Annotated in this window: 21 protein-coding genes, 4 tRNA genes, 1 other RNA gene and 1 pseudogene; 15 read left to right on the forward strand and 12 right to left on the reverse strand. The window is 72.6% G+C overall.

Features of this window, described 5'->3' with window-relative positions; genetic code table 11:
* Positions 1–98: 98 nt before the first annotated feature.
* Complete coding sequence (locus ACWDR0_RS17460) at positions 99–977, forward strand: hypothetical protein (protein WP_456352564.1); 879 nt, start codon at positions 99–101, stop codon at positions 975–977.
* A gap of 116 nt (positions 978–1093) precedes the next feature.
* Here the strand turns inward: ACWDR0_RS17460 and ACWDR0_RS17465 are convergent, their stop codons facing one another.
* The 3 genes from ACWDR0_RS17465 to ACWDR0_RS17475 form a co-directional block, all read right to left on the reverse strand.
* Positions 1094–1600 (reverse strand): hypothetical protein, encoded by a 507-nt coding sequence (locus tag ACWDR0_RS17465; RefSeq protein WP_456352565.1) that lies wholly within the window; start codon positions 1598–1600, stop codon positions 1094–1096.
* Positions 1601–1726: 126 nt separating this feature from the next.
* On the reverse strand, positions 1727–2149 hold the full coding sequence (locus tag ACWDR0_RS17470) for a PIN domain-containing protein (RefSeq protein WP_456352566.1): 423 nt from the start codon (positions 2147–2149) through the stop codon (positions 1727–1729).
* Positions 2146–2361, reverse strand: a complete 216-nt coding sequence (locus ACWDR0_RS17475) for a type II toxin-antitoxin system VapB family antitoxin (protein WP_456352567.1) — start codon at positions 2359–2361, stop codon at positions 2146–2148. The genes ACWDR0_RS17470 and ACWDR0_RS17475 overlap by 4 nt, the downstream gene beginning before the upstream one ends.
* A gap of 141 nt (positions 2362–2502) precedes the next feature.
* On the opposite strand from ACWDR0_RS17475, the pseudogene ACWDR0_RS17480 reads away from it, so the two are divergent.
* A pseudogene (locus tag ACWDR0_RS17480) lies at positions 2503–2682 on the forward strand (haloacid dehalogenase); the annotation flags it as partial.
* A 97-nt stretch (positions 2683–2779) separates the two neighbouring features.
* Here the strand turns inward: ACWDR0_RS17480 and ACWDR0_RS17485 are convergent.
* Positions 2780–2867, reverse strand: a tRNA-Ser gene (locus ACWDR0_RS17485).
* Between the two features lie 72 nt (positions 2868–2939).
* Here ACWDR0_RS17485 and ffs point away from each other — a divergent pair.
* From ffs to ACWDR0_RS17515, 6 genes are all read left to right on the forward strand, one after another.
* An RNA gene (ffs, locus tag ACWDR0_RS17490) (signal recognition particle sRNA small type) lies at positions 2940–3038 on the forward strand.
* Between the two features lie 63 nt (positions 3039–3101).
* A complete protein-coding gene (locus ACWDR0_RS17495) occupies positions 3102–5318 on the forward strand; it encodes a DNA polymerase III subunit gamma and tau (RefSeq protein WP_456352568.1) in 2217 nt (738 codons plus the stop codon).
* 61 nt (positions 5319–5379) lie between these two features.
* Entirely contained in the window at positions 5380–6660 is a 1281-nt protein-coding gene (purD, locus tag ACWDR0_RS17500) for a phosphoribosylamine--glycine ligase (protein ID WP_456352569.1), read from the forward strand.
* Positions 6661–7337: 677 nt separating this feature from the next.
* On the forward strand, positions 7338–9089 hold the full coding sequence (locus ACWDR0_RS17505) for a hypothetical protein (RefSeq protein ID WP_456352570.1): 1752 nt from the start codon (positions 7338–7340) through the stop codon (positions 9087–9089).
* 659 nt (positions 9090–9748) lie between these two features.
* Positions 9749–11251, forward strand: a complete 1503-nt coding sequence (locus ACWDR0_RS17510) for a N,N-dimethylformamidase beta subunit family domain-containing protein (RefSeq protein ID WP_456352614.1) — start codon at positions 9749–9751, stop codon at positions 11249–11251.
* Between the two features lie 109 nt (positions 11252–11360).
* Complete coding sequence (locus ACWDR0_RS17515) at positions 11361–12263, forward strand: phosphoribosylaminoimidazolesuccinocarboxamide synthase (protein ID WP_456352571.1); 903 nt, start codon at positions 11361–11363, stop codon at positions 12261–12263.
* A gap of 100 nt (positions 12264–12363) precedes the next feature.
* Here ACWDR0_RS17515 and ACWDR0_RS17520 read toward each other — a convergent pair.
* The 8 genes from ACWDR0_RS17520 to ACWDR0_RS17555 form a co-directional block, all read right to left on the reverse strand.
* Positions 12364–12436 (reverse strand) — tRNA-Gly (locus ACWDR0_RS17520).
* A 23-nt stretch (positions 12437–12459) separates the two neighbouring features.
* Positions 12460–13071, reverse strand: coding sequence for a response regulator (locus tag ACWDR0_RS17525; protein ID WP_456352572.1), 612 nt, complete (start codon positions 13069–13071; stop codon positions 12460–12462).
* Complete coding sequence (locus tag ACWDR0_RS17530) at positions 13068–14519, reverse strand: sensor histidine kinase (protein ID WP_456352573.1); 1452 nt, start codon at positions 14517–14519, stop codon at positions 13068–13070. Before ACWDR0_RS17530 ends, ACWDR0_RS17525 begins: the two co-directional genes overlap by 4 nt.
* A 58-nt stretch (positions 14520–14577) precedes the next feature.
* Positions 14578–15402: an ABC transporter permease gene (locus tag ACWDR0_RS17535; RefSeq protein ID WP_456352574.1), complete on the reverse strand. Its 825-nt coding sequence runs from the start codon at positions 15400–15402 to the stop codon at positions 14578–14580.
* A 1-nt stretch (position 15403) separates the two neighbouring features.
* On the reverse strand, positions 15404–16333 hold the full coding sequence (locus ACWDR0_RS17540; protein WP_456352575.1) for an ABC transporter ATP-binding protein: 930 nt from the start codon (positions 16331–16333) through the stop codon (positions 15404–15406).
* Positions 16334–16579: 246 nt separating this feature from the next.
* Positions 16580–16652: transfer RNA gene (locus ACWDR0_RS17545), tRNA-Gly, on the reverse strand.
* Positions 16653–16730: 78 nt separating this feature from the next.
* A tRNA-Gly gene (locus ACWDR0_RS17550) sits at positions 16731–16802 on the reverse strand.
* Positions 16803–16993: 191 nt separating this feature from the next.
* Positions 16994–17329 carry a histone-like nucleoid-structuring protein Lsr2 gene (locus ACWDR0_RS17555; protein ID WP_456352576.1) on the reverse strand — a complete coding sequence of 112 codons (336 nt, stop codon included), beginning with the start codon at positions 17327–17329 and terminating at the stop codon, positions 16994–16996.
* Between the two features lie 638 nt (positions 17330–17967).
* Here ACWDR0_RS17555 and purS point away from each other — a divergent pair.
* From purS to ACWDR0_RS17590, 7 genes are all read left to right on the forward strand, one after another.
* Positions 17968–18216 (forward strand): phosphoribosylformylglycinamidine synthase subunit PurS, encoded by a 249-nt coding sequence (purS, locus tag ACWDR0_RS17560; protein WP_006348228.1) that lies wholly within the window; start codon positions 17968–17970, stop codon positions 18214–18216.
* Positions 18213–18893 carry a phosphoribosylformylglycinamidine synthase subunit PurQ gene (gene purQ, locus ACWDR0_RS17565; protein ID WP_456352577.1) on the forward strand — a complete coding sequence of 227 codons (681 nt, stop codon included), beginning with the start codon at positions 18213–18215 and terminating at the stop codon, positions 18891–18893. The genes purS and purQ overlap by 4 nt, the downstream gene beginning before the upstream one ends.
* Entirely contained in the window at positions 18890–21139 is a 2250-nt protein-coding gene (gene purL / locus ACWDR0_RS17570) for a phosphoribosylformylglycinamidine synthase subunit PurL (RefSeq protein WP_456352578.1), read from the forward strand. The genes purQ and purL overlap by 4 nt, the downstream gene beginning before the upstream one ends.
* A 128-nt stretch (positions 21140–21267) precedes the next feature.
* On the forward strand, positions 21268–21816 hold the full coding sequence (locus ACWDR0_RS17575) for an ArsR/SmtB family transcription factor (RefSeq protein ID WP_456352579.1): 549 nt from the start codon (positions 21268–21270) through the stop codon (positions 21814–21816).
* Between the two features lie 41 nt (positions 21817–21857).
* Entirely contained in the window at positions 21858–22835 is a 978-nt protein-coding gene (locus tag ACWDR0_RS17580) for a M23 family metallopeptidase (RefSeq protein ID WP_456352580.1), read from the forward strand.
* A gap of 10 nt (positions 22836–22845) precedes the next feature.
* On the forward strand, positions 22846–23652 hold the full coding sequence (locus tag ACWDR0_RS17585) for a sterol carrier family protein (protein ID WP_456352581.1): 807 nt from the start codon (positions 22846–22848) through the stop codon (positions 23650–23652).
* An 82-nt stretch (positions 23653–23734) separates the two neighbouring features.
* Entirely contained in the window at positions 23735–24220 is a 486-nt protein-coding gene (locus tag ACWDR0_RS17590; RefSeq protein ID WP_456352582.1) for an META domain-containing protein, read from the forward strand.
* Position 24221: the final 1 nt, after the last annotated feature.

Below are 24221 nucleotides of genomic sequence, written 5' to 3' on the forward strand. Positions count from 1 at the left end.
GCCTCCTCATGTCGGGCCGTTTTCACTCTTCGGGCACCGGAGCCTCGGAGCCGCGGAAACGGATGGCCGGCGGCTTCCCGCCCGGTCATCCTGACCCCATGGGAGACAGAGCCAACATCATCGTGGTCCGCGAAGACGGGACACATGAGCTGTATCGGACCGGCTGGGCGGTCGGAATCGACCTCGACCTGCTGGAAGGGCCGACAGCGGTTCTCGCCGTGCTTCCCGGACTCCGCCAAGACGGCTGGTGGCTGGACGACACCATGGCCCAGGGCGGGGTACTGCTCGACCTCGGCCGGAAGGTGCTCCTGCTCTTCGCCTGGGAGGGGCCCAGCACGGAGCTCCGCCACCGCGCGGCCGTGTTCGAGCTGATTCGAGCCGCGTGGCCGGGCTGGGAGGTCCGCTGGCTGTACGACGGCCCGGCCGAACTGCGCGAGTACGTCGGACTGGACCCGGAGTACGTCCGCTGCCGCGAAGGGGACGCTTCCCTGCCCCCGTTCCTCGCCCCCGGCGACGAGGACTTGACCGGCTCCGACCCGGGCGGTGTGGTGATCACGGTCAGCGCCGGCTGCTGCTATGTCGCCTCCGACGCCTTCGACCACCCTGTCCGTGAGGGCACCGCCCTGCTCGACCGCCTGGCGGACGCCCCTGTGCACGGAAGCTGCCACCTGCACGTCAACTCCGGCATTCACCTCGACCTGGACCGCCGCTATCTGGGCTGGTGGTGCCTTTACTCCTCGCCGCAGGCTTACCGAGTGCCAGAGCTGTGGCCGGGCTGGACGGTGGAGTTCTGGCAGGACGACTGGGTACGGCACGTCGGAGCCGGCGACCGCTTCTCTCCGGCGGCGTTCGACGCCGGAGAGAAAGCCAGAGCCGCGGTGCTCGCCGAGGCCGGGGAGCGCCGGGCCGTCCGGGCCCGACACCATGCCCTGGTCGCCCGTCCGAGGACCGCACCGGCCCGGTCTCGGGTGGGATGACCGCGAGCGGCCCGGCGGCCTGCTGCGCGGGCTGAAGCTGCCCTCCGTTGAGCGCTGCAGGATCAAGCGTCCGCTTCGATTCTGAAGTGGAGGTCAGACGGTGCCGGAGAGGACCTTCAGCTGCAACCGGCCACTGCCTCCGCCAGGCCGGAGAAGCCGGTCCGGACGGTTTCCAGCCGCTGGAGTCCGGCGAGGCTGATCGTCTTTTGAGAGGGGCACCGCTCGTCCAGCACCTGGGTGGGCAGCACGTAGAAGGTCCACTGCGTGAGGTCGAGGGGGTCCAGAGTCCGCTTGTCCTGGTGGTGCAGCAGGCAGAAGACGTAGACGTCCGAGCGGCGGAGGACCTCGGACGACATCGTGCCCGTCGAGGCGTCCCAGCCGGTGGCGGGAGCGATGGAGAACGAGATCTTCGACAGGGCCTTCTGCTCCCAGGACTGCAGATAGGCGGCCGACTTCACCTCGACCCGGCAGCCCTCGGGGGTGCGGATGTCGACCGTGTCCCATTCGACACGTGTGCCGCCGACGGAGCCCAGCGCGGTGCCGACGATGTATTCGGCCAGGACCCCGCGCATGGTGTTGCCGGCCAGGTCGGAACAGGCCCACTGCCAGAAGTCGCTAAGCACCCCGACGTTCTTCCCGCCGAGTTGCAGGCAATCGCTCCCGCTTCGCCGTTGGACGGACAGGGGGCCGAGTTGTTCATCCACGCTTCCCTCCAAGGCCCGGAGTGCGACCTCGCGGCCGACATCTTCCTACTTGCCCGCTTCGGGCCCGAACCACTGCAAGGCCTGACCGGTGACAGCGGCAATGCATTCGAAGTCGCGATCGCGGTGCAGGAGGGTCAGCCCCTGCAACTCTGCCGTGGCGGCGACGACGAGGTCTACCGCCCCGGCGCTGCGGTGCTGACCGCGACGGGTCAGCAACTCCTGTACCTGCCAGGCGCGGTCGTAGGCGCGATCGTCGACCGGAACCCAGCCGAAGATCATCCGCAGGTCCTCGATGCCCCGGGCACGGTCCTCGGCCGATCGTGAGCTGTAGAAGAACTCCAGCTCGGTGATCGGGCAGGTCGCGATGAGCCCGGCTGCCGCGGCGCGGTCCCAGCCGTACTGCTCGGCATCACCGCGGAGGAACCGGGCGAGTGCGCTTGTGTCGATCAGGAACTGCGCCGCGCTCACCGCCGGTAGTTTCCCTTGTCGTCGAAGAGGTCCAGGTCGAAGCCGCCGTCGACCGCCGCGGCGCGGAGCCGGGCCAGAGCGAGGGCCCGGCGCCGGTTCTCCAGGACCTCTCGCAGGGCGGTGTTGACCGTCTCCTTCTTGGTGCTTGTTCCCAGTGCCTGGGCCACGGCGGCCAGCAACTCGTCATCCAGGTCGATCACCGTGCGACTCATCGATGCACCTCCGAAGATATCAACTCGTCTGCTTAGTATATCTCCGAGTGAATCCGCAGTGGCGGACCCGGCTGAGACCGCGCTTGCCGGACCGGGCCCGCGGCCTGTCGGCTCGTTCCGCACCGCTCCAGCCTGCCGAGCATGATTCGTGCCGTGGTGTTCGACGCCGGTGAGTGCCTGGTGGACGAGGCCAGGGAGTACGGGACCTGGGCGGACTGGCTGGGGGTGCCGCGGCATACGTTCGCGGCCGTGTTCGGCGCGGTCGTCGCGCAGGGCCGGGACTACCGCGGGACGTTCCAGGTGTTCCGTCCCGGATTCGATTGTCGGGCCGTCGCTACGAGAGAGTGACCGCGACTGGAAACGTCGAAGGCCCCGCTGCAAGCAGCGGGGCCTTCGACGTTAGTGCCCGGTGAGGCACTGGCGGAGGATACGAGATTCGAACTCGTGAGGGGTTGCCCCCAACACGCTTTCCAAGCGTGCGCCCTAGGCCACTAGGCGAATCCTCCGCGGCAAACAATACAAGACGTTGAGCCGTGCTCGCGAACTCGTTCCCACCCCCCGGGATCGGGTACCCTGTGCGGAGCCCCTCACGTGGCGCTATCTGACTGAACTCCCCCAGGGCCGGAAGGCAGCAAGGGTAGGTCGGCTCTGGCGGGTGCGTGGGGGGCGCTTGCGTTCTGGTGGGGGTGCGTGGGGGCAGTGGGGGACGGTTGTCGGTGGGGACCGATAGCCTCGTAGGTGTGTCGTCGCTTGCGTTGTACCGCCGCTATCGCCCGGAATCGTTCGCCGAGGTCATCGGGCAGGAGCATGTCACCGACCCGTTGCAGCAGGCCCTGCGGAACAACCGGGTCAATCACGCGTACCTGTTCAGCGGGCCGCGCGGCTGCGGCAAGACGACCAGTGCGCGGATCCTGGCGCGCTGTCTGAACTGCGAGCAGGGGCCGACGCCGACGCCCTGCGGGGAGTGCCGGTCCTGCCTGGACCTCGCGCGCAATGGACCCGGGTCCATCGATGTCATCGAGATCGACGCGGCCTCGCACGGTGGTGTGGACGACGCCCGTGACCTGCGCGAGAAGGCTTTCTTCGGGCCGGCCGGCAGCCGGTACAAGATCTACATCATCGACGAGGCCCATATGGTCACCCCGCAGGGCTTCAACGCCCTGCTGAAGGTGGTCGAGGAGCCTCCGGAGCATCTGAAGTTCATCTTCGCGACCACCGAGCCCGAGAAGGTCATCGGGACCATCCGGTCGCGTACGCACCACTATCCGTTCCGGCTGGTCCCGCCCGGGACCCTCCGGGACTATCTGGGCGAGGTCTGCGGCCGCGAGGCGATCCCCGTCGCCGACGGGGTGCTGCCGCTGGTGGTCCGGGCCGGTGCCGGGTCCGTACGGGACTCCATGTCGGTGATGGACCAGTTGCTGGCGGGCGCCACCGAGGAAGGTGTGACCTATGCCATGGCCACCGGCCTCCTCGGGTACACCGACGGCTCGCTGCTCGACGCCGTCGTGGACGCCTTCGCCTCCGGTGACGGCGCCGCGGCCTTCGAGGTCGTCGACCGGGTCGTCGAGGGCGGGAACGATCCCCGCCGCTTCGTCGCCGACCTGCTGGAGCGGCTCCGCGACCTGGTGATCCTGGCTGCCGTGCCGGACGCCGCCGAGAAGGGCCTCATCGATGCCCCCGCCGATGTCGTGGAGCGGATGCAGGGGCAGGCGTCCGTCTTCGGTGCCGCCGAGCTGAGCCGCGCCGCCGACCTGGTCAACGCCGGGCTCACCGAGATGCGCGGGGCCACCGCGCCCCGGCTCCAGCTGGAGCTGATCTGCGCCCGGGTGCTGCTCCCCGGCGCCTTCGACGACGAGCGGTCGCTCCAGGCCCGGCTCGACAAGCTGGAGCGGGGCGTCGCCGCGGGCGCGACCTTCTCCGCCGGTCCGGCCGGTCCGGCGCCCGGTGGGGTGCCCATGGGGTACGGAGGCGGGGGAGCGGCCCACGTCCCGCCCCCGCCCGCCCCCGTCACACCCCCTCAGGTCTCCCAGGTCTCCCAGGTCCCCGCGGTGGTGGCCGATCAGCCCGGTGTCGCTGTCGTGCCGCCGGTCGCGGCCGATCAGGAAGCTCCGGCCGCCGCACCCCCGGCACCCGCCGCCCCCGCGCCGCAGCAGCGGCCCGGGGCCTGGCCCGGAGCCGCCGCGCCCGGTGACGGCGGACGGCGGCCCGGCGGCTGGCCCACCGCCACCGCTCCCGGCGAGGGCTCCCGGCCCGCGGCCCCCCGCGCCCCGCAGCCCGCACCGGCCGCGGAGCACCAGGCCCCGCCCCAGGCTCAGGCCCCCGCGCCCGGGATGGCGCAGGGCGCCGCCCAGGTGCGGAACATGTGGCCCGGGATCCTGGAGGCCGTGAAGAACCGCCGCCGCTTCACCTGGATCCTGCTCAGCCAGAACGCCCAGGTCGCCGGGTTCGACGGCACCACCCTCCAGATCGGCTTCCTCAACCCCGGCGCCCGCGACAACTTCGCGAGCAGCGGCAGCGAGGAGGTCCTCCGCCAGGCCCTGTCCGAGCAGTTCCACGTCCAGTGGAAGATCGAGGCCATCGTCGACCCCACGGGCGGCGCCGGCGGTCCGGCCGGCCCGGGTGGTACCGCCGGTGGCGGTGGTTACGGCCGGCCGCCCCAGGCCCCGCCCGCCGCCCCGCGCCCCGCGGCCCCGTCCGCGGCGGGTCCCGGCGGTCCCCCGCCCGCCCCCGCCCAGGCGCCCGCCGCCCCCGTACAGCAGCCGCCCGCCGAGCGCTCCCCGGCCGCGCAGCCGCCGCCCCCGGCCCCCGATGCCTACGGCGGACCCCCGCCCGTCGCCCCCGAGGACGACATCCCCGAGGACGACGACCCCGACCTCGTCGACTCCGCGCTCTCCGGTCACGACCTGATCGTCCGCGAGCTGGGCGCCACCGTCCTGGAGGAATACACAAACGAGTAGAGCGCCCGCTTAGGAGGCCCGTACAGGGATGCACGGCCCGCGGGCGGTTAGGCTGACGCCCGTGAAGGTCCTCGTCATCGGCGGCGGCGCCCGCGAACACGCCCTGTGCCGCTCACTCTCCCTCGACCCCGACGTCACCGCTGTGCACTGCGCCCCCGGCAACGCGGGCATCGGCGAGGTCGCCGAACTGCACCCGGTCGACGCCCTCGACGGTGCCGCCGTCGCCCGCCTCGCGGCCGATCTGGAAGCCGGTCTCGTCGTCGTCGGCCCGGAGGCCCCGCTCGTCGCCGGAGTCGCCGACGCCGTGCGCGCCGCCGGGATCCCGTGCTTCGGCCCCTCCCGGGAGGCCGCGCGGCTCGAAGGCTCCAAGGCCTTCGCCAAGGACGTCATGGCCGGGGCCGGGGTGCCCACCGCCCGCTCCTACGTCTGTACGACTCCCGAGGAGATCGACGAGGCCCTCGACGCCTTCGGCGCTCCCTACGTCGTCAAGGACGACGGCCTGGCCGCCGGAAAGGGCGTCGTGGTCACCCATGACCTCGCCGCCGCCCGCGAGCACGCCCTCGCCTGCGATCGCGTCGTCATCGAGGAGTACCTCGACGGCCCGGAGGTCTCCCTCTTCGCGATCACCGACGGCGAGACCGTCGTCCCGCTCACCCCGGCCCAGGACTTCAAGCGCGCCCTCGACGGCGACGAAGGCCCCAACACCGGCGGCATGGGCGCCTACTCCCCGCTGCCGTGGGCCGACCCCAAGCTCGTCGACGACGTCCTGAACACGGTCCTCCAGCCGACCGTGGACGAGCTGCGCCGCCGCGGTACCCCGTTCGCCGGACTGCTGTACGCGGGCCTGGCCATCACCTCCCGCGGCGTACGCGTCATCGAGTTCAACGCCCGCTTCGGCGACCCCGAGACCCAGGTCGTCCTCGCCCGGCTGCGGACCCCGCTGGCCGGCGTTCTGCTCCACGCCGCCCGGGGCACCCTCGCCGACGAGCCGCCGCTGCGCTGGCACGAGGACGCGGCCGTCACCGTGGTCGTCGCCTCGCACAACTACCCGGACACCCCGCGCACCGGCGACCCGATCACCGGCCTCGCCGAGGTCGCCGGTCAGGACGCCCCGCACGCGTACGTCCTCCACGCCGGAACCCGCTTCGACGGCGACTCCGTCGTCAGCGCGGGCGGCCGGGTGCTCTCCGTCACCGCGACCGGCAAGGACCTGCGTGAAGCGCGCGAGCGCGCGTACGCCGCCGTCGGACGCATCCGCCTGGACGGCTCCCACCACCGTACGGACATCGCCCTCCGGGCCGCCGAGCCCGAGTCCGAGCAGGGGGCCGGGGCCGGGGCCTAGCCCGGGTTCGCGGCCGGGTTCGGCGGCCGGGTCCGCCGAAGGCCGTGCCCGCGGCCGGGGAGGCGTGTGCTCTCACGCACGGCCGCCCTCCGGGTCCGCCGAAGGGGCGGGCCCGGGTCCCGCGGCCGTACTCCCGGCTGCACTCCCGGCCGGGTCCGCCGCCGCAGCCGGGGCTGCGGGTGGGAGCCGAAGGGACCGGGGCCGCCGAAGGGGCTCGTGCCCGCGGCCGGGAGGCGTACGGCCGCCCTCCGGGTCCGCCGCCGGGCCCGGATCCGGGGGCCTCGATTCGCGCGCCGAGTAGACGCGCGCTCACGCACGACGCGTACGGCAGCCCCGCCGCCGGGCGGGGCGGCGGGCCGCCGGTTTCCGGGCCGGGGCCGGGGGGATTCTCCCTCCGGCCCCGGCCCTTTTCCGTGTACCACCCCACGGAGCAGGGCATTCACGGTTTCTCCGCATGAGGCTCACATCACCCCCTCATTCGTCAGCACCTTTGCCCAAGGCCATTCCATCGAGTGACGCTCAGCCATCCGGATGACGCCCGGGACCGGCCCAACTATGGTGCGGCGAGGGCGTTCCGGCACTTGGCCCACCGGCATTGCGATGTCGGTGGCGGGTGCCACAGTGGGAGTGCACCTACACCGTCCACCGTCGCGGGGCAGAGGGGGTGAGGACCGACCGTGTCCATGACCGGAAGCGGTGAGTCCATCGGCGCGCGGGCCGCGCGCTCACGGGCGCTGGCCGTACTGAGGGTCCGCGGCCGGGCCGTCGCCGTCGCGATCCTGCCCGCGGCCGCGGCCGTCGTGCTCTTCGCCGGTGAGGTCTCCGGCCATATGCGCGGCGGGGGCTGGGACACCGCCCGTGCCGTCGCCGTGGCCCTCGCCGTGATCACCGGGGCCGCGGCGCTCGCCGTCGCCGCCGTGATCGCGCGTGCCGAGCCCGCCCTCAGCCCCACGGTCGAGCTGTCCCGGCGGGCCGCCCCCGACCTCTACCGGCTCGTCCAGGACCTGGCCGAGCGGCTCGGCGTGCCCGCGCCCTCCGCGCTCGCGCTGACCCCCGACTGCGACAGCTGGCTGGAGGACCGCACCCATCCGGCCCACCGCCCGCCGCGCGAGGAGCGCCCGCCCGGCGGCTCCGGCATCCGGCTGCGGCACACCGCCCAGGCGCCCGTCCTGGTCATCGGCTCCCCCTTCCTCTGGTGGATGCGAGTGGCCGAGCTGCGCGCCCTGCTCGCCCCCGTGGTGGCCGGCACCGCCTCGGCGGCCCAGCCCGACATAGCCGGGGCGCGCCGGTTCGTCCGGGGGCTGGACGCCGCGGTGGCCCTCGCCGCCCGCCCCGCCTCCGGCTCCCGGTCCGCCCCCGGCTCCCGCCGTGCCCCGGGCCAGCTGCGGATCCTCGGCCTGCCGCGCCGGCTCGCCCTCGGGTTCGTCGGCCGGGTCGCCCGCCTGCTGCTGCGCAGCTGCCGGGCCCATGCGGCCGAGATGGAACGCGGGGTCGCCGCCGCCGCGTCCGAACGCGCCCAGTCCGTCGACTACGGGCTGCGGATCGTCGCCCAGGAACAGGTCGGTCTGGCGTACGCGGGCTGGGACCGGCTGCTGACCCGGGTCGCGCTGCCCGCCTGGCGGATGGGCCGCTGGCCCTCCCGGCTGGACGCCGGAGTGGTCTCCGCCCTCACCGAACTCTCCCGCCGCGACCGGCTCGCCGAGGGCTTCGCCTCCCGGCTCGGCGAACGGCCCGCCTGCGATCTGCTGGAGGAGCCGGGCGCCGTCGACGAGGCCACCTCCCTCCTCGCCGCCCGTCTCTTCCACGGCGGCCCCGCCGAGGCCGGGCCCGACTGGTCGCCCGTCGACTGGCGGCAGTACCCGGAGGAGGTCGTGGACCGCAAATGGCGTACCGAGGCGGCCCGCCTCCACCAGGTGCTCGACCGGCTGGAACCGGCCGCCCCCGGAGCCGAGGACGACCCCACGCTCGAACGGGTGCTGGCCCATCTCACCGCCCCCGGCCCGGACGCCGCAGACCGGCTCGCCGCCGGGATCACCGCGGCCGCCGCCCGCGAGGAGGCCGCCCGGACCGGCCCCGGCGGGCAGCCCCCCGACGGTTCCGCCGGTCCCGCCGGAGACCCGGGCGCCGGTGCCTCCCACGGCTGGGGCGCCGATCCGCTGCCCCTCTTCCCCCTCCAGCCGCCCCGCACCGGCCGGGAGCTGCTCGCCGACCATGTCACCGCGATGGTCTGCTGCGCCGCCGTCGACACCGCCGGTGCCGTGCCCGGCCTCGACTGGCTCGACGGCCCGGCCCTGCTGCTCCACGGCGAGCGCTGCGCCGACCTCTCCTCCCGGGTGCTCACCCTCACCGAGGACGGCGACCCGGGGCCGCTGCGGTCCTGGCTCGCCGCCACGGGAGTCCGCGCGGAGAAGCCCGTACGTCTGGTGTAGCCGTCGGCTGCCGTCCCTCCCCGTGCCGCGGGGAGGGACCGTCCACCCCGCAGGAACCCCGCAGGCCCCCGGCGGGAACCCCGTGGGCACCCATGGAATCCGGCCTTCCGCCGCTCGTCCGGGCACATTTTCACGACGAAGGGTGACGGGGCGAGCGCGTTATGTGATGTGCTGGGGGCGGCGCCCTTCAGTCGGCGCGCCGAGGCCGCCGTCGCCGGTTCCCCGAGCCGTGCCGTACGCCTCGGCACACCGGGATCCCGGCCGGGGACCCGGAGCGCGGAGCACGGCATCCGGCGCGGGACGCACCCCGCCGGTCCGGGCGCGGCACACCGGCACGAACACACCGGCACGGACACACCAGGCATACGGGCGCGGCGTACACGGGCGTACGGGAAGGGCGCGGCGGTATGGGGGACAGGGGGCCCATGGAGAACAGGGGAACCACCGGCAACGGCTCCCACGGTGCCGGTGCGGCTGCCGCCGCTGCCGCTGCCGCTGTTGATACGGGCGACGGTACGAGGGCGGGTACGGATACGGGTGACGGTACGGAGGCGGGTACAGGCACTGCCCGCGCCGCCGGGGACGCCGCTCCCGGCCCCCAGGTTTCCGGCGCCCAGGTTTCCGCCGCCCCGGGCCCCGTACCTACCCCGCTCGTCCTGCTGGATCCTGCCCCCGCCCCCGGGCCCGCCGCCCCGCCGCAGGCGGCCACCACCCCCCGTATCCGTCGCTGGGAGTCCGGTGCCCTCGCGCACGCCGTGTCCGACCCCTTCGGGCAGGGTCCGCTGCCCTGGCTCCGCAGCAGCGAGCAGTACTTCGACGACACCGGCCGCGCCGTCCCCTGGTACGCCGACCCCGACCGCGGCCGCAGCACCCGCGCGCCCCGCACCGCCGACGACGTCCACCGGCAGATCAAGGGATTCGTCTCCAACGGCCCGGTCGCCCCCGGCGATTCCATCGACTTCCATGTCACCGTCGATCCGCCCCAGCAGTTCCTCGTCGACGTCTACCGCATCGGCCACTACGCCGGGCACGGCGCCTTCAAGGTCACCACCAGCCCCCGGCTGGCCGGGATCGTCCAGCCCCCGCCGCTCACCGCGGGCCGTACGGTCTCCTGTCACCACTGGTGGCTCTCCTGGCGGCTCCAGATCCCCTCGTACTGGGCCGTCGGCGCCTATGTCGCCGTCCTCACCACGGCCGACGGCTACCGCTCCCACATCCCCTTCACCGTCCGCGACGACCGCGCGGCCGATCTGCTGCTGGTGCTGCCCGACATCACCTGGCAGGCGTACAACCTCTACCCCGAGGACGGCCGCACCGGTGCCAGCCTCTACCACGCCTGGGACGAGGAGGGCCGGCTGCTCGGCGAGGGCTCCGCCGCCACCACGGTCTCCTTCGACCGGCCGTACGCGGGCTCCGGGCTGCCGCTGCACGTCGGCCACGCCTACGACTTCATCCGCTGGGCCGAGCGGTACGGCTACGACCTCGCCTACGCCGACACCCGCGATCTCCACGCCGGCCGCGTCGACCCCACCGCCTACCGGGGGCTCGTCTTCCCCGGCCACGACGAGTACTGGTCCGTCCCGATGCGCCGCGCCGCCGAGGCCGCCCGGGACCGGGGCACCTCCCTCGTCTTCCTCTCCGCGAACTCCGTCTACTGGCAGGTGGAGCTGGGCCCGTCCCCCTCCGGCGCCGAGAACCGCCTGCTGACCTGCCGCAAACGCCGCGGCCCCGGCAGATCGGCGCTCTGGCGCGAGGCCGACCGCGCCGAGCAGCAGCTGATCGGCATCCAGTACGCGGGCCGGGTGCCCGAACCGCGCCCCCTGGTCGTACGGAACGCGGACCACTGGCTCTGGGAGGCCACCGGCGCCGGTGACGGCGACGAACTGCCCGGTCTGGTCGCGGGCGAGGCCGACCGCTACTTCCCGCGGACCCCGCTGCCCGAACACCGCCGCCGGATCCTGCTCGCCCACTCGCCCTATCCGGACACCGAGGGAACGGTGCGCCACCAGGAGACATCGCTGTACCGCGCGCCGTCCGGGGCACTCGTCTTCGCGTCCGGCACGTTCGCCTGGTCACCGGCGCTGGACCGGCCCGGGCACACCGACCCCCGGATCCAGCGGGCGACCGCGAACCTCCTGGACCGGATCTGCAAGAGCGACTGACCGGCGCCCCGGCCTCACCTCCCGCTACCGGGACCGTCCGGCCGGGTCTCCCGGGCGGGCTGAGAGAATCGGCCACAGCCACGCACGTCGGAAACCACCAGGAGCAGCCGTGTCCGGATTCGTCGAAAAGCCCGAGGCGCCGCAGGTGCCGGGGCTGGTCCACCTCCACACCGGCAAGGTGCGGGAGCTGTACCGCAACGAAGCGGGCGACCTGGTGATGGTCGCGACCGACCGCATCTCCGCCTACGACTGGGTGCTGCCGACGGAGATCCCCGACAAGGGCCGGGTACTCACCCGGCTCTCGCTCTGGTGGTTCGAGCGCCTCTCCGACCTGGTCCCCAACCATGTCCTGAGCACCGAACTGCCCGCCGGCGCCCCCGCCGACTGGGCGGGCCGCACCCTGGTCTGCAAGTCGCTGGAGATGATCCCCGTCGAGGCGGTCGCCCGCGGCTATCTCACCGGCTCCGGGCTCGCCGAGTACAACGAGTCCCGTACGGTCTGCGGACTCGCGCTCCCCGAGGGGCTGACGGACGGCTCCGAGCTGCCCGCGCCGATCTTCACCCCCGCCACCAAGGCCGATGTCGGCGACCACGACGAGAACGTCTCCTACGAGGAGGTCGCGCGGCGGATCGGCGCCGAACCCGCGGCGCTGTTCCGGCAGATGACGCTCGCGGTCTACGGCCGGGCCCGGGACATCGCCCGGGAGCGGGGCATCGTGCTGGCCGACACGAAGTTCGAGTTCGGCTACGACTCGACCGGGCGGCTGGTCCTCGCCGACGAGGTGCTCACCCCGGACTCGTCCCGCTTCTGGCCCGCGGACCAGTGGCAGCCGGGCCGCGCCCAGCCCTCGTACGACAAGCAGTACGTCCGGGACTGGCTGACCTCCCCGGCGTCGGGCTGGGACCGGAAGAGCGAGCAGCCGCCGCCCCCGCTCCCCGCGGAGGTCGTCGAGGCGACCCGGGCCAAGTACGTGGAGGCGTACGAGCTGCTGACCGGCGAGACCTGGGCGTAAACCGCCGCCCCCCGGCTCTCTCTCCCCGGCGCCGGGGGGAGAGAGCCGGGAACGCGAAAGACCCCGGTCCTCCGAAGAGGAGACCGGGGTCTTTCCGTTGAGCGGACGACCAGGTTCGAACTGGCGACCTCAACCTTGGCAAGGTTGCGCTCTACCAACTGAGCTACGTCCGCACTGCGCCGTTGCGCGCTGCCTACTATACCCAACCGCGCTCACGGGCGAGACGGGCCGCGGTGTGACGGTTCTCGGCACCCAGCTTGGAGACCGCCGACGACAGGTAGTTCCGGACCGTCCCCTGGGAGAGCGCGGCCCGCCGGGCGATCTCCGCGACGGGTGCACCGTCGGCCGCCAGCTCCAGGACCTCGGCCTCGCGGGCGGTCAGCGGGGAGTCGCCCGCGGAGATCGCGTCGGCGGCCAACTCCGGGTCGACATAGCGGTTTCCCGCATGGACGGTACGGATGATCTCGGCCAGCCGCCGGGCGCTCACGGTCTTGGGGACGAAGGCGCGCACCCCCGCGGTCAGCGCCCGCTTCAGATGCCCGGGCAGCCCGTGGCTGGTCACGATCATGGTCCGGCAGGCGGGCAGCTCCGCCCGCAGGGATGTGGCGACACTCACACCGTCCGCCCCCGGCATCTGCAGGTCGAGCACGGCGACATCGGGACGGTGGATCCGTGCCATGGCGAGGGCCTCGGGGCCGGAGGCGGCCTCGGCGACGACCTCCAGATCGTCTTCGAGGGCGAGCAGCGCGGCCAGGGCACCGCGGATCAGATGCTCGTCGTCGGCGAGCAGTACACGTACGGCGGTCATGCCCCATTCTTCCCACGGGCGGTTACGGCGTCCCCGCCCGGCCCCTCGGCCGGTGACCCGGGCTCCCGCTCCGGTCCCTCGCTCCGGGCCGCAGGCACATCGCCCGGCTTCTCCGCCCGGGCCGCGGCCGCACCACCCGGCTTCTCCGCCCGGGCCTCGGGCGCCTTGCCCGGCTCTGCTGTACGAGCCGCGGGCACCTCACCCGGCCCACCCGGCCCACCCGGCCCGTCCGCCCCCGCTCCCGCCGCCGGAATGCGGGCCGTCACCCGGAAACGCCCGCCGCGCGCCGGGCCCGCCTCCAGGGTGCCGCCCACCACGGCGAGCCGTTCGCGCAGGCCCGCGAGGCCGGAGCCGCTGTCGCCCGGGCGGAGCGCCGGAGCGTCCGCGCGGTCGTTCTCGACGACCAGGACGACGGATTCTCCGATGGCCCCCACCGAGATCGTGCAGCGCCGCGGATCCCCGTGCCGCAGCACGTTCGTCGTCGCCTCCCGGACCACCCAGCCCAGCGCCGACCGCGCCGGGGCCGGCAGCAGCCGGTCCACGTCGTCCGCGACGACCGTGCAGACGATGCCGGCCGCGTTCAGCACCGAGCGGGCGCCCTCCAGTTCGACCCGGAGGTCCGCCTCCCGGTAGCCCCGGACCACCTCGCGGACCTCGCGCTGCGAGTCCTGGGCGATCCGCTGCACCTCGGCCATCTGGTCGACCGCCTCGGCCCGGCCGCGCCGGGCCAGCTGCACCGCCAGCTCCGACTTGAGCGCCACCACCGCCAGATTCCGCCCGAGGACATCGTGCAGATCGCGCCCGAACCGCAGCCGCTCCTCGGCGACCGCCAGCCGGGCCTGGACATCCCGGGCGTCCCGCAGCTCCCACATGATCTTCAGCAGCCAGACCGATCCGACCGTGGTGAAGGCCATCCAGCCGGTCAGGAACGCGGCGGTGAGAACGGTCGACACCACCAGCGGACCCGGGAAACCGATCAGCGCCAGCAGTCCGGCGAACACCGACAGCACGGCGCTCTGCACCAGAAAGGTGATCCGGTTCGGTACGAGAAGGCTGTGGACGCTCAGAAACGGAACCAGCCCGCCCGCGGTCAGATAGGCCATGCCCGGATCGCGCTGGTCCACCACGCCCGTGGCGACCAGCGACAGCCCCAGCCCCACATTCACGGCGGCCAGCACACCCCCGGTCACCAGCAGTTTGCGGGGGACCGTGTCCCGGCCGAGATAGGAGTCCATCGCCCGCCGCATCAGCCGGGCGCAGACGAACCCGGAAGCGGTGCCGGTCAGCACCCCGGCCACGGTGACCGCGGGGGCCGCTTCGTGCACCGGCGAGAGGATCATCAGGACGAAGGCGGCGGAGTTGAACCAGAGGACCGTGTACACCGTGCCGCGGCTGTAGATGTTCACCTTGTGGAGCCCGCTGCGCCCGCTCCAACCCTTCACCCGCACCACGGCAGCTCCCCCGAAAAATCAACCGAACCAACGCGTACGGCGATAAAGCTACAGGTCAGCGCCGCGGCTCCCAGCGGAACCACCGCTTCACACCCCACAGCGAGAGCACGATCCACGCCACCGAGGTCAGCGCGGCGCCCAGCAGGTCCTTGCCGTCGGCGACCCCCAGCCAGCCGTCCCGTACGAGGGTCATCGACCCGGTCATCGGCAGCAGCTCCGCCACCGTGGCGATCCGGTCCGGCATCAGCTCGATCGGGACGAAGAGCCCCGAGCCGAACGACGAGATCATCAGCATCGGGGTCACGGTGAGCTGGGCGCTCTCCACGGTCCGGGTCCAGGCGGAGATCAGCGCCGCGAGCGCGGCCAGCACCACGATCGCCAGCGCCACCCCGGCCAGCAGCAGATCGGGCCGCTGAGGCGCACGGACGTCGAGGAACGCGACCGCCGCCACCACCAGCAGCAGGACCTGCACCAGCGCCAGCCCGACCGAGGGCAGCGCGGTGCCCGTGAGGATCTCCCGGTCGGAGATCTCCCCGGTGCGCAGCCGCTTGAGGACCAGCTCCTCGCGCCGGGCCACATAGGCGGGGACCAGGTTCACATTGACCACCAGCAGCAGGATGAAGCCCGTTCCGCCGATGACCGCGGCCTCGGCGATGCTCATCCCGATCTTTCCGAGGTTCATCTCCTTGAGCGATGCCTGCATGGTCAGCACCAGCAGCAGCGGCATCGCCAGCGCCATGAAGAGCGCGGTCCGGTTCCGCAGCAGCAGGGTCAGCTCGGCCCGGCCGAGGGCGGTCAGCCGCCGTGCCGTCGTACTGGCCGGGCCCGTGCCCGTGGCGGAGCCCCGCACCGGGTTCGCCGTATTCACCGTCGTCGCCATGTCACTTACCCGCCGTTTCGGTCTGCGTTTCCGTCTGCGCGATGTCGAGGAACGCCTCTTCGAGGGAGGCGGCACGGGCGTCGAGGCCCTCCAGCCGCACCCCGTGTTCCCGTGCCCACCGCAGCAGCTCCTCCAGGGAGGGCTGGAGCTCATGGGTGCGGATCTCCACCCGGCGCCCCGTGAAGCCGGCCTTCAGGGAGAGCGGCAGCCGGGCCGCCTCCACCCCCGGCGGCAGCAGGAACCGGATCCGGGCCGGGCGTTCTGCGGTGACCTCGGCGGGGGTGCCGGTGGTGACGATCACCCCCTGGTGCATGATCGCCAGCCGGTCGGCCAGCGTCTCCGCCTCCTCCAGGTAGTGCGTCGTCAGCAGGACGGTCGTACCGGTGTCCCGCAGCGCCCGCACCAGATCCCGGGTGTCCCGCCGCCCCTCGGCGTCCAGGCCGGTGGTCGGCTCGTCGAGGAAGAGGACCTCGGGCCGGCCGATCAGCGCCAGCGCCAGGTCGAGCCGCCGCCGCTCGCCGCCGGAGAGCTGGCTGACCCGGACCCGGGCCCGGGCGGTCAGCCCGACCAGCTCCAGCGCCTCGCCCACCGGCCGCGCCCCGCTGGTGCAGGAGCCCCACATCCGGGCGGTCTCGGTGACCGTGAGATCGGAGGGGAAGCCGCCCTCCTGGAGCATCACCCCGATCCGGGGGCGGACCGCCGAGCGCTCGCGGTAGGGGTCGTGGCCGAGTACGCGCACGGATCCGCCGGCCGGGGCGGCGAGCCCTTCGAGCAGCTCGACCGTCGAGGTCTTGCCGGCACCGTTGGTGCCGAGCAGCGCGAAGATCTCGCCCCGCGCCACGGAGAAGGAGACTCCGCGGACGGCTTCGAAGCCCCCCGCATAGCTGCGCCGCAGGTCCTCGGCCGTGATCACGTACTCGTCGGTGGTCATGCCTCTAGATTTCCGCCGCCCGGCGGCCGCGGGCAGTGCGGGCTGTCACCGGCCCCGATGACATTTGTCATGAGCCACCGGAAGCGGTGAAACGGAAGTGCCGGGAAGCGCCGCCGGGGCGAGTGGGGTCAAGGAGGCGGCCGGGAGGCGGCGGGAAGAGAAGCGGGAGACGGCCGGCAGAGAAGAAGGAGAAGCCGCGGATAACGAATAAGGCCCCGGTCTTTCGACCGGGGCCTTATTTCACTGAGCGGACGACCAGGTTCGAACTGGCGACCTCAACCTTGGCAAGGTTGCGCTCTACCAACTGAGCTACGTCCGCGTGCTGCCGCTCGGCTTTCACCGGCGGTGCGAACACCACTGTACCTGATCCACCGGAGTGGTCGTTGCCAGTGATGAGAGCGGGTGACAGGGATTGCACACTGCGCCTTCCCCCTGGAAGGGGGATGTTCTACTACTGAACTACACCCGCACGCTGCTGAGGTGGGGCTTTTCGGCCTCGCCCCTCGGCGTGCTCCAGACTTTAGCCGACTCCCCGGGGGGTTGTGCAACTCGGAACCGGGCCGGGCCGGTTCATGAGTGGATCTTCCGTTCGGGGCGGGCCGGACCGGGGCTTTCCGGCGGTGCGGACCCGGCGCCGCGCTCCGGCCGGGCCCGCGCCGCTCAACTCGCCTTGCGGAACGCCTCGTACACCGCCTTGGGGATCCGTCCCCGGGCCGGTACCTCCATTTTGTTGGACTGCGCCCACGCCCGTACGGCCGCGGGGGACGGTTCCAGTGCCGTGTGCTTGTAGACGGTCCTGGCCTGGCGCCGCCGGCTGCCGGCGGACTGCTTCCGCCCGGCCGCCAGGTAGGGCGCGAGCGCCGACCGCAGTTTCTTCGCGTTCGCCGTATTGAGGTCGATCTCGTACGACTTCCCGTCCAAGCCGAACATGACCGTTTCCGCCGCGTTGCCTCCGTCGATGTCGTCGAAGAGCGCGACCACTACTCGCTGAGCCACGGATATCGGTCCTTTCCCGCGGTATCGCATCCACCGGCCGATGGGCCGGGTAAGGGAGCGTCCGGTTCCGTCACCGGCTCCGGATGGTGATACCGACTTTCCGGCAATGAGGGTTACGTATTCCTTTGTACAGCGACCGGCGGGCCATTGTGAAGAGTGCTCAATTGCCCGCGCGTCTTCCGGGTCCCGAACACCGCCCGGAGCGCCGCCCGAAGCGCGCCGCAAGCGGTCTCCGGGGCCGGTCCCGAAGTGGTGGCGAAGTGGTGCCGAAGTGATGCCGGGGTGGTGTCGGACCGATGGCCGGATGGTGTCGGAAGTCCTGCCCGGAACCGCGCCGGACCGTCGGCGGGCGAGGTTCCGGAAACTTCCCGGAGTCGGCCCGCGGCGATCGGCCGCGGCCGGCCGGACCTCCGGAACGCACGGTGCGTTCCGGACGGCGCGGAGTGCGCGATCCACGGGCCGGGCGGAGCGGTGTCCGGCAAAACCGCCGGGGAAATTCTTCTGGATTTCCACCGTTTGCCGCCCCGGATGTTCCTGATGTGTTCCCCGGGGCGGCAGCCGGATATCTACGCGAGTAGATTTTCCGGCCGGGTACGCTGGCCTCACCGCCTTCGCACCACATCACCCCGGGAGTGCCCGTGGCACGCGTCGTAGTCGACGTCATGCTCAAGCCCGAGATCCTCGACCCGCAGGGGCAGGCGGTGCAGCGCGCACTGCCCCGCCTCGGATTCGACGGCATCGCGGACGTACGTCAGGGAAAGCGTTTCGAGCTGGAGGTCGAGGGGCCGGTCGACGACGCCGCCCTCGCCCGTATCCATGAGATGGCCGAGACGTTTCTCGCCAACACCGTCATCGAGGACTTCGTTGTAAAGGTAGACGAGTCGTGACAACTCGTATCGGAGTCGTCACGTTCCCCGGCACGCTCGACGACCGGGACAGCCTGCGGGCGGTCCGTCTCGCGGGCGCCGAACCCGTCTCGCTCTGGCACCGTGACAAAGATCTCCACCAGGTGGACGCCGTGGTCCTCGCCGGTGGGTTCTCCTACGGCGACTATCTCCGCGCCGGTGCTATTTCCCGCTTCTCGCCGGTGATGGAGACGATCATCGAACAGGCCAGGGCGGGGATGCCGGTTCTCGGTATCTGCAATGGTTTCCAGATCCTCACCGAGTCGCATCTGCTGCCCGGTGCCATGCTCCGGAACAATCATCTCCACTTCATCTGCCGGGATCAGCGGCTCCGGGTGGAGAACGCGGAGACCGCCTGGACCTCCGATTACTCGGCGGGTCAGGAGATCTCCGTACCGCTGAAGAACATCGACGGCCGCTACGTCGCCGACGAGCGGGTCCTGGACGAGCTGGAGGCGGAGGGCCGGGTGGCGTTCCGCTACCTGGACACCAACCCCAACGGCTCGCTCCGCGACATCGCCGGGATCACCAACGCCGAGGGCAATGTCGTCGGGCTGATGCCGCACCCGGAGCACGCCGTGGAGCCGCTGATCGGCACCGGCCGCACCGACGGCCTCCCCTTCTTCACGTCGATCATCAAGAAGCTGGTGGCAGCATGAGCCTCGACACGGTCAAGCACGCCGCGGGCACGCCCGACACCGAACAGCCGTGGGCCGAGCTGGGCCTGAAGCAGGACGAGTACGCCCGGATCCGCGAGATCCTCGGCCGCCGTCCGACCGGCGCCGAACTGGCCATGTACTCGGTCATGTGGTCCGAGCACTGCTCGTACAAGTCGAGCAAGGTCCATCTGCGGCAGTTCGGCGAGAAGGCCCCCGAGAACGACGCCCTCCTCGTCGGCATCGGCGAGAACGCGGGCGTGGTCGACGTCGGCCAGGGCTATGCGGTCACCTTCAAGGTCGAATCGCACAACCACCCCTCGTACATCGAGCCGTACCAGGGTGCCGCGACCGGAGTCGGCGGCATCGTCCGCGACATCCTGGCGATGGGCGCCCGGCCGGTCGCCGTCGTCGACCCGCTGCGGTTCGGCGCGGCCGACCACCCCGACACCCGCCGCGTCCTGCCGGGCGTGGTCGCGGGCATCGGCGGCTACGGCAACTGCCTGGGCCTGCCGAACATCGGCGGCGAGGTCGTCTTCGACTCCTGCTACCAGGGCAACCCGCTGGTCAACGCGGGCTGCATCGGCGTCATGAAGCACGAGGACATCCATCTCGCCCAGGCCTCCGGCCCCGGCAACAAGGTGATCCTCTACGGTGCCCGCACCGGCGGCGACGGCATCGGCGGCGTCTCCGTGCTCGCCTCCGAGACCTTCGACAGCACGGGCCCCGCCAAGCGGCCCGCGGTCCAGGTCGGCGACCCCTTCCAGGAGAAGCTGCTCATCGAGTGCACCCTGGAGATCTTCCGGGAGAAGCTCGTCGCCGGCATCCAGGACCTCGGCGGCGCCGGACTGTCCTGTGCGACCAGCGAGCTGGCCAGCGCCGGTTCCGGCGGTATGCACATCGACCTCGACACCGTTCCGCTGCGCGACGCCACGCTCTCGCCCGAGGAAATCCTCATGAGCGAGTCGCAGGAGCGGATGTGCGCGATCGTCGAGCCCGCCAAGGTCGCCCGCTTCCTGGAGATCTGCGAGAAGTGGGACGTCATCGCCACCGTCATCGGTGAGGTGACCGAGGGCGAGCGCCTGGAGATCTTCTGGCACGGCGAGCAGATCGTCGATGTCCCGCCGCGGACCGTCGCCCACGAGGGCCCGGTGTACGAGCGCCCCTACGCCCGCCCCGAGTGGCAGGACGCCCTCCAGGCGGACGACGCGGGCGCGCTGCCCCGGCCGAAGGACGGCGAGGCGCTGCGCGAGCAGGTGCTGAAGCTGGTCTCCTCGCCCAACCAGGCGTCGAAGGCGTGGATCACCGACCAGTACGACCGGTTCGTCCAGGGCAATACGGTGCTGGCCCAGCCCGAGGACGCGGGCATGGTCCGGATCGACGAGGAGACCAACCTCGGCGTGGCGATGGCGACCGACGGCAACGGCCGGTACGCCAAGCTCGACCCGTACGCCGGTGCCCAGCTGGCCCTCGCCGAGGCGTACCGCAATGTCGCCGCCTCCGGCGCCCGGCCGCTGGCGGTCTCCGACTGCCTGAACTTCGGCTCCCCGGAGGACCCGGGCGTGATGTGGCAGTTCGCCGAGGCCACCCGTGGTCTCGCGGACGCCTGTCTGCACCTCGGTACCCCGGTCACCGGCGGCAATGTCTCCCTCTACAACCAGACCGGGGAGACGGCGATCCACCCGACGCCGGTCGTGGCCGTCCTCGGGGTCATCGACGATGTCACCCGCCGCACCCCGATCGGCTTCGCCGAGGAGGGGCAGCTGCTCTACCTCCTCGGTGAGACCAAGGAGGAGTTCGGCGGGTCCGCCTGGTCCCAGGTGATCCACGACCACCTCGGCGGGCTGCCCCCGGCGGTCGACCTGGACCGGGAGAAGCTGCTGGCGGAGATCCTGATCTCGGCCTCCCGCGACGGAATGATCGACGCGGCGCACGATCTGTCCGACGGCGGTCTGGTGCAGGCGGTCGCGGAGTCGGCGCTGCGCGGCGGGCACGGCGCGCGGCTGGTCGTCCCGGACGGTCTGGACGCGTTCACGTTCCTGTTCAGCGAGTCGGCCGGGCGCGCCGTGGTCGCCGTACCGCGCAGCGAGGAGCTGCGGTTCACCGATATGTGCGGTGCGCGCGGACTGCCCGCGACCCGCATCGGTGTGGTCGACGGCGACGCGCTGGAGGTCCAGGGGGAGTTCACGATCCCGCTGGCCGAGGTGCGTACCGCACACGAGGGGACGATTCCCGCCCTGCTGGCCTGACGGCTCCGGCACCTTCGAGCCCCCCGTCCGCGTTCGCGCGGACGGGGGGCTCGGCCGTTTCCGCGGCCGGTCCGGTACGCCCGGAAGAATGCTTGCACGTAATTTCGTAACTACGTAGGATGGGTGTCATGGATCTGGAGCAGCGCGTCGCCGAGCTGGAACTCCGGCTGGCCGCACTGGAGGACCGGGAGTCCCGGCGCCCGGCCGGTGTCCCGTCCGGCCGGACGGGCGAGGACGCCGGGAGCGGCGGCGAGGAGGGGCAGCAGACTTTCTGGGCCCTGAACGGCCTCAAGGAGCAGCTCGCCGGGATCGGCGCGGACGACGGCGGGGTGCTCTTCACCGGCGATGTCGCCCTGCCGACCGGCGAGCGGTACGAGTGGCAGTTCGGCCTCCGTACGGACGATCTGCTGGACCGCGACTGGACCACGCTGGCGGAGGCGCTCGCCGCCCTCGGCCACCCGGTCCGGCTGCGGCTGCTCCGGGAGATCGTCGGCGGCCGCCGGACCGCCGCCGAACTGGCCGAACTCGACGGCCTCGGCACCTCCGGCCAGATCTACCACCATCTGCGCCAGCTCAGCTCCGCGGGCTGGCTCCACACCACGGGCCGCGGCCGGTACGCCGTACCGCCGGCCCGGACCGTACCCCTGCTGGTCGCGCTCACCGCCGCCCAGCTCTGAACGCCCGTCGCCGACGGGCCCGTCCGCCTCCGGGGGAGCCCATGTCCAGGAAGACCGAGTCAGGGAAGCCCGTGCCCGGGAAGCCGATGTCCCGCCGCCGCCGCGACCGCACGCACCGGGTGCTCTCCGGGACGGCCGGGTTCTTCTGGTGGCTCTTCGCCGCCCTGCTGCTCTGGGACGTGCTCCTGGGGCTGCCGGGCGGCTGGGAAGCCGTGGTCCTCCCCGGACTCGCCGCCGTCGCCCTGGAACTGGTCCGCGCCCGGATATACCGCGCGGAGCACCGGCAGCGCGCCGCCGAACCGCCGGAGCCCATCGAGGTCGGAGTGCCCGTCACCGGCCGCTGGGTGGCCTACAACAGCCCCGTCGACAAGACCCCGAGCCATGGCACGCACCTCTACGGGCAGACGTACGCCATCGACCTGGTCGCCGAACCGGTGGCGGGCGGGAACCCCGGCTTCCGCTGGCTCTGGCCCCTGGTCCGCCCCAGCTCGGCCTACCCCGCGTACGGCATGCCGCTGCTGGCGGCCGCCGATGCCACCGTCGTACGGGCCCGGGACGGCCAGCGGGACCACCTCAGCCGCAACTCCCTGCTGATGGTGCTCTATCTGATGCTCGTGGAGGGCCTGGCCCGCTCGCTGGTCAGCCCGTGGCGGGTGGTCGGGAACCATGTGGTGCTCGACCTCGGGAACGGCGTGTACGCGATGTACGCGCACCTCGCGAAGGGCTCCCTGACGGTCGCGGAGGGCGACCGGGTCACCGCCGGGCAGATCATCGGCGCCTGCGGCAACTCGGGCAACTCCACCGAGCCGCACCTGCACTTCCAGCTGATGGACCGGCCCCACCCCGAGACCGCCCGGCCGCTGCCGTTCCGCTGGCGCGGGGTGGAGCTGCCCGCGAACAAGGAGGCGTTCACGGCCCCTGAACCGGCCGCCGCGGTCCCCGTTCCGGACCCGGCCGCGGCCCCGGACCCGACGGCTCCCGTTCCGGCCCCCGCCGTGGCGGACGGGAAGAGCGCCTAAGCTCGCGCTCATGCCACCGGTCAGAAAGCGTCCCCGCCGCTACGACTCCGCGAAGCTCCGTACCGCCGTCCTCGGCCAGTACGACACCGTCCGGGCCGCCGTAGCCGCGCTCACTCCCGAGCAGTCGGCGCTGCCCACCCGGCTCGGCGACTGGACCGTGCGGGAGCTGGCCGCGCATATCCTCCTGGCGTCCCGGCACGTCGTCACCGTCACCACCGCACCCGAACCGCCCCGCGCCGACGCGACCCTCGCCCTGGAGGAGTGGCCCGGTGCCGTCCGCGCCCATGCCGGGCCGATCGGCGAGGACGCCCGGCAGCGGGCGGCCGGCGGCCCGCTCCCCGAGGCGTACGGCGAACTCGCCGCCGAGCTCGCCACGGCCCTGTCCGGCACCCCCGACGGGCGGCGGGTCATCACCCGGGTCGGGCCGATGCGCTTCCCCGACTATCTGGTCACCCGGGCCCTCGAACTCACCGTCCACACCGACGACCTCAACGACGCCCTCGCCCCCGCCGGAATCGAAATCCCCCTGAACCGGGACGCGCTCGCCGCCACCACCCGGCTCCTCGCCGACGCCCTGGCCGTCGCCGCGCCCGGCGGCTCGGTGGAGGTACGGGTGCCGCCGTACGCGGTCGTCCAGTGCGTCGAGGGCCCCCGGCACACCCGGGGCACCCCGCCCAACACCGTCGAGACCGACCCGCTGACCTGGCTCCGCCTCGCCACCGGCCGGCTGGACTGGGCGGCGGCCGTGGCGTCCGCGAAGACCGCCGCCAGCGGCGAACGGGCCGATCTCTCCGGCGTTCTGCCCGTCCTCGGCTGAGCCCTCCCCGGGCGCGGGGCCCGGGGAACCGGACCACGGCCCGCCGCGTCCCAGGGGCATGCGTAGGCATCCGAGCACCCGAATGACCGCCCTGCTGCTCCTCGCGCTCCTCGCCGCCGCCGGATGCGGCAGCGAGCAGACCGGGGACCGGGACAGGGCGTCGGACAAGAACGGCGACGGGAAGCCCCTCACCATCAACGTCACCGTCGGCCCCTCGTTCGAGCCGCTGGTGGGTACCGTCTGGACCGTGACCGGGCTGACCTCCCCGGGCACCACCGAGGACGTGCCCGCCGGGGCCGAGAAGGCGGCCCACTTCACCCTCGGAAAGGACGGCACCCTCAGCGGCAGCCTCGGCTGCAACCGCTTCACGGCCCGCGCGGAGGTCACCGGGGGCGTCCTCACCCTCGGCCCGGTCGCCGGGACCAAGATGCTCTGCGACGGCGGCAAGGGGGAGCTGGAGCAGCATCTGCTCAAGGTCCTGGCCGGAAAGGTCGCCTACGCCCTCAACGGGCCGGTCATCACCCTGACCGGCCCCGACAACACCGGCCTCAAGGCGACCGCGGGCTGAC

Source organism: Streptomyces sp. NPDC003691, from assembly GCF_053981115.1.

Bases quoted from the DNA above. Each gene is read 5' to 3' on its own strand.
- ACWDR0_RS17460 (WP_456352564.1), top strand. From the start codon at position 99: ATGGGAGACAGAGCCAACATCATCGTGGTCCGCGAAGACGGGACACAT.
- ACWDR0_RS17535 (WP_456352574.1), bottom strand. From the start codon at position 15,402: ATGGCGACGACGGTGAATACGGCGAACCCGGTGCGGGGCTCCGCCACG.
- ACWDR0_RS17540 (WP_456352575.1), bottom strand. From the start codon at position 16,333: ATGACCACCGACGAGTACGTGATCACGGCCGAGGACCTGCGGCGCAGC.
- ACWDR0_RS17575 (WP_456352579.1), top strand. From the start codon at position 21,268: ATGGATCTGGAGCAGCGCGTCGCCGAGCTGGAACTCCGGCTGGCCGCA.
- ACWDR0_RS17475 (WP_456352567.1), bottom strand. From the start codon at position 2,361: ATGAGTCGCACGGTGATCGACCTGGATGACGAGTTGCTGGCCGCCGTG.
- ACWDR0_RS17590 (WP_456352582.1), top strand. From the start codon at position 23,735: ATGACCGCCCTGCTGCTCCTCGCGCTCCTCGCCGCCGCCGGATGCGGC.
- ACWDR0_RS17580 (WP_456352580.1), top strand. From the start codon at position 21,858: ATGTCCAGGAAGACCGAGTCAGGGAAGCCCGTGCCCGGGAAGCCGATG.
- ACWDR0_RS17525 (WP_456352572.1), bottom strand. From the start codon at position 13,071: ATGACCGCCGTACGTGTACTGCTCGCCGACGACGAGCATCTGATCCGC.
- purL (WP_456352578.1), top strand. From the start codon at position 18,890: ATGAGCCTCGACACGGTCAAGCACGCCGCGGGCACGCCCGACACCGAA.
- ACWDR0_RS17585 (WP_456352581.1), top strand. From the start codon at position 22,846: ATGCCACCGGTCAGAAAGCGTCCCCGCCGCTACGACTCCGCGAAGCTC.